Raw genomic sequence first — 4,211 nt, forward strand, 5'->3', positions numbered from 1 at the left:
CCGCTGCGCCGCGCGGTCGACGATCGAGGGGGTGGCGGGTGGCGCGCCCGCCAGGGGTTCACGGTCCTCCGGTTCCCGACTCCCAAGTCGGTCGGCAGCCACGTCGAACCCCTCTCCTCGTTGCGCGAGCACGTCCCGCTTCATCCTCGCGCAACGAGCGCGCAACGTTAGCCCCGCGAACCGTGCGATCCCCCACACTGTCCACAGTGGTCACCTGTTCTTCCGGGGTGGAGGGCCCCTTCGACCAAGCTGGTGCGGCGAAGGGGTCTTCCACTCCGAACGGATCGTGGCGGCGGGCACGGTTCGGTTGACACGGGTTCGGGGCGTTCCTAGCGTCGTGCCGTGCAACCGGCTCTGCTCACCGCGCGCCACCACGTGGATCTGCTGCGTGTGGCGTCCGCGACGTGTCCAGCCTCCTGAGCCTCCACCTGCGCCCGCACGCCTGACTCCGCGGCGGGCGATCCCCGCCGCGCTCTCGCGGCCCGAAATTCGCTGCTCAGGAGCCGGATACATGACCGCGACAGCGCCTGCCGACGCGCCGGGTGCCGAGAAGAACGTCCGCACCGTGATCACCTCCAGCGTGATCGGCACGACGGTCGAGTGGTACGACTTCTTCCTCTACAGCACCGCCGCGAGCCTGGTGTTCAACAAGCAGTTCTTCCCCACCGCGAATCCGGCGGTGGGCACCATGCTGGCGTTCACGACGTTCTTCGTCGGGTTCGTCGCCCGCCCGCTCGGCGGTGTCCTATTCGGACACATCGGCGATCGCATCGGCCGCAAGCGCACGCTGGTGACCACCATGGTCGTGATGGGCCTTGCCACGGCCGCGATGGGCGCGCTGCCGACGTACGCGCAGGCCGGGCTGTGGGCGCCGCTGCTGCTGGTGCTGCTGCGGCTGTTCCAGGGCTTGGCGATCGGCGGCGAGTGGGCAGGCGCGGTGCTGATGGCCGTCGAGTACGCACCGCCGGGCAAACGGGCCAGGTACGGGGCGTGGCCGCAAGTCGGGCTCGCCATCGGGCTCGGGTTGGGCACCGGGCTGTTCGCGTTGCTGGGCAACGTTCTCGACGACGCGCAGTTCCTCAGCTACGGCTGGCGGATCGCGTTCGGGCTGAGCCTGGTGCTGGTGTTCGTCGGCTTGATCATCCGCTTGCGCGTCTCGGAAACCCCCGCGTTCCAGCAGATGCGCGAGTTGCAAGGCACCGCGCGAGTGCCGATCGTCGAGCTGTTCCGGGACCGGGTGAGCCGCCGCAACACCGTGCTCGGCCTGCTGTCGCGCTATTCCGAGGGCGCCGCGTTCAACACCTGGGCGGTGTTCTTCCTGACCTACGCCACCGGCACGCTCGGCCTGCCGCGCAACGACGTGCTGGTGGCGGTGATGGCGGCCTCGGTGGTACTGGCGGTGCTGATCCCGCTGGTCGGCGGGCTCGCCGACCGCACGTCGCCGCGGCGGCTGTACGTGATCGGGTCGGCGTTGTTCGCGGTTTCGGTGTATCCGGCGTTCCTGGCGTTCCAGACCCGCGATCCGCTGCTGGCCGGAGTGGTGATCGTGCTCGTGCTGGGCGTCGTGCACGCGGTGATCTACGCGCCGCAGGGCACGTTGTACGCGCAGCTGTCGCCGGTGCGGATGCGCTACACCGGGATGTCGTTCATCTACCAGTTCTCCGGGATCTACGCTTCCGGCCTCACACCGCTGATCGTCACGTCGTTGCTGGCCGCCGGTGGTGGAACCCCGTGGCTGGCCTGCGGCTACCTCGCGCTCACCGGCGTCATCGCCACCGTCGCGAGCCTGCTGATCCGGCGCCGCGACCTGTACTTCGACAACGCGGCTTGATCACACCCCCGGGATGCGCCCGGTGCGCACGACCTCGTCGGCGATCGTGTGCAGTTTGATGTTGTTGTCCTGGGAAGCGCGTTGCAGCACGGCGAACGCCATGTCGTCGGAGATCCCGTAGCGCTCCATGACCCGTCCGAGGGCTTTGCCGATCTCCTGGCGGGTTTCCAGCGCGGTGTGCAGCTGATCGCTGGTGCGCACGCTGTTGAGCGCCACCGCCGCGTGCGAGGCCAGCACCCAGCCCAGCCGCTCGGAACCGTCGTCGAAGGCGTGCGGCTCCTTCGCGTACAGGTCGAGGGCGCCGAAGCTCTCCTCCTCGCGGTAGAGCTGGAAGCCCATCATGGCGCCGACTCCGAGCTCCCGGGCCTCGGGGACGTATGCGGGCCAGCGGTCTTCGGTGGCGGTGTCGTCGATGCGGTAAACGGCGTTGTGCCATGGCACGGTGTTGCGCGCGGCGTCGAAGCACGGTCCCTCGCGGTTGCGGGCCTGCGCCTCATCGGAGTGCACGACGAGATCGCTCGAGGTCGCGGCCGTTTCCACCTCCTGCTTGCGCTTGAGCAGCATGATTCCGGCGTCGTCGCAGCGGTCGAGTTCCTGCACGGCCAGCTCGACGACGCGCTCGAGCACCGCCTGCTCCGACCGTTGCGCGGCCAGCTCGCGCGCGATGCGCGCGAAACGCACCGCATGGTCCTCGGCCATCGGACTCCTCCTTTCGTTCACCGCGGTTGGATGCGGGCACCGGCCGGTTCGTCACGCAACAGCGGCGGTCAGCTCGGATCCGTTCGATCGTCCAGCCCGCGAAGAGCAGCCCGAACGGATGGGTGCACGGGCACGACCTCGGGCAACTCCGTTATGTGCAACGCGCGCAGCACATCGTGCCCGGTGGCCACCAAGGCGAGTTCCACGCCCCGCTCGCGGGCGCGTTCCCCGGCTCGGGCCAGCAGTTGCAACGCGGACACCGCCAGGAAACCGACCCCCGTCAGGTCCAGCAGCACCGTGCGCACCGCGTCCTCGATCCGGGCGAACAGCAGCCGCTCGAATCGCGCGGCGGTGGACTCGTCGACCGTACCGGAGGCGATGACCAGGACGACGTCCGGGCGCGGCCGGTTTACCCGCAGCACCAGCGAATCGCCGAGCGAGTCCGGCCGGTCGGTCTCGCCGCCGGAGTGGGAGGTGTTCAATGCGGTCCCGTCCTCTCCCCGCCGGAGAAGAGCAGCGCAGACCCCCGGCAACCGCGGGCCGGAAAACGGCGCAGTCAGCCACCGGGACCGGATCCGGCGTCTCATCGGCAGGATGTTGGTGATCCCTGGCTGACTGCTCAACCGTCGCCATCCTAGCTGAATCGGACGGCCGGTCCGAGCACAAGGCCACGCATCGGACACGAGTTGCCGGTGCGGCGGATGTGGCGAGGCCGGGAAGGCGCGGACGCGACGGCCGCTGCGAACGCCGCAGCGCGCTCAGCTGCGCACTTCGGACACCGCGACCGGGCGGCCCGTACGGCGCGAGCGGTCGCACGCCTCGGCGGTGTAGAGCGCCTCCAGCGCTTCCGCTGCGGTGCAAGGGTTTTCCCGCCTGCCCGCGGCGACTTCGACGAACGCGGCGAGTTCCGCGGCGTAGGCGTCGGCGAACCGCTCCATGAACGTGCGGTACGGCGCACCGGACGGCCACGGGATACCGGCCTCGGCCGACGGCAGCGGGGAACGCTCGTCGTTGCCCACGAACAGCGCCCCCTCCGAACCGCACACCTCCAGCCGCACGTCGTGGCCCGCGCCGTTGTAGCGGGTGGCGCTGACCGTGGCCAGCGCGCCGTCGTCGAATTCCAGCAGCGCCGCGCACGTGTCCACGTCGTCACCTTCGGCGAAGAACGCCGCGCCCCGGTTTCCGCCGCGCGCGTAGACCGACACGACCTCGCGGCCGGTGACCCACCGCATGATGTCCAGGTCGTGGATGCTGCAGTCCCGGAACAGCCCGCCGGAGGTGGGGATGTAGGCCGCGGGCGGCGGTTCAGCGTCCGCGGTCACCGCCCGCAGCGTGTGCAGCCAGCCGAGGCGTTCGCCGCGCACGGCGTCCCGCGCGGCCCGGTATCCGGCGTCGAAGCGGCGCTGGAACCCGACCTGCAGCGGAACCGACGCGCGCTCGCTGTGCGCGACGACTTCGCGGGTGCCCGCAACATCCAGCGCCACCGGTTTTTCGCAGAACACCGGCACTTCACGGTCCAGTGCCGTGTGGATCAGGCCGGCGTGCGCGTGCGTGGCGGCCGTGATCACCACGGCGTCCACGCCGCGCTCGTAGACCTCGTCCTGCGTACCGTCCGCGTAGGTGAAGTGCTTGGCGCCCTTTGCGGCCTTCACGAACCCGCGCTTGTAGATCTCGAGGTCGC

Annotated in this window: 5 protein-coding genes; 2 read left to right on the forward strand and 3 right to left on the reverse strand. The window is 70.0% G+C overall.

Annotation, left to right across the window (positions count from 1 at the left end; translation table 11 throughout):
* The first annotated feature begins 342 nt into the window (after positions 1-342).
* The gene (locus IJH84_RS29290) at positions 343-420 is read left to right on the forward strand and encodes a putative leader peptide (RefSeq protein WP_367269023.1); all 78 of its coding nucleotides are present in this window, start codon (positions 343-345) and stop codon (positions 418-420) included.
* A 91-nt stretch (positions 421-511) separates the two neighbouring features.
* The gene (locus IJH84_RS14045; RefSeq protein ID WP_295145068.1) at positions 512-1,831 is read left to right on the forward strand and encodes an MFS transporter; all 1,320 of its coding nucleotides are present in this window, start codon (positions 512-514) and stop codon (positions 1,829-1,831) included.
* Here the strand turns inward: IJH84_RS14045 and IJH84_RS14050 are convergent, their stop codons facing one another.
* The 3 genes from IJH84_RS14050 to IJH84_RS14060 all read right to left on the reverse strand — a co-directional run.
* The gene (locus tag IJH84_RS14050; RefSeq protein WP_295145071.1) at positions 1,832-2,530 is read right to left on the reverse strand and encodes a GAF and ANTAR domain-containing protein; all 699 of its coding nucleotides are present in this window, start codon (positions 2,528-2,530) and stop codon (positions 1,832-1,834) included.
* A gap of 68 nt (positions 2,531-2,598) precedes the next feature.
* Positions 2,599-3,012, reverse strand: coding sequence for an STAS domain-containing protein (locus IJH84_RS14055; RefSeq protein WP_295145074.1), 414 nt, complete (start codon positions 3,010-3,012; stop codon positions 2,599-2,601).
* A 276-nt stretch (positions 3,013-3,288) separates the two neighbouring features.
* On the reverse strand, positions 3,289-4,211 hold a 923-nt coding region (locus IJH84_RS14060), incomplete at its 5' end, for a Gfo/Idh/MocA family oxidoreductase (protein WP_295145077.1).

It is taken from the genome of Saccharopolyspora sp. (genome assembly GCF_017434145.1).
Taxonomy (GTDB): Bacteria; Actinomycetota; Actinomycetes; order Mycobacteriales; family Pseudonocardiaceae; genus Saccharopolyspora_C; species Saccharopolyspora_C galaxeae.

Excerpts from the sequence above, each read along its gene's own strand:
- IJH84_RS14045 (WP_295145068.1), top strand. The coding sequence starts at position 512 with ATGACCGCGACAGCGCCTGCCGACGCGCCGGGTGCCGAGAAGAACGTC.
- IJH84_RS14050 (WP_295145071.1), bottom strand. The coding sequence starts at position 2,530 with ATGGCCGAGGACCATGCGGTGCGTTTCGCGCGCATCGCGCGCGAGCTG.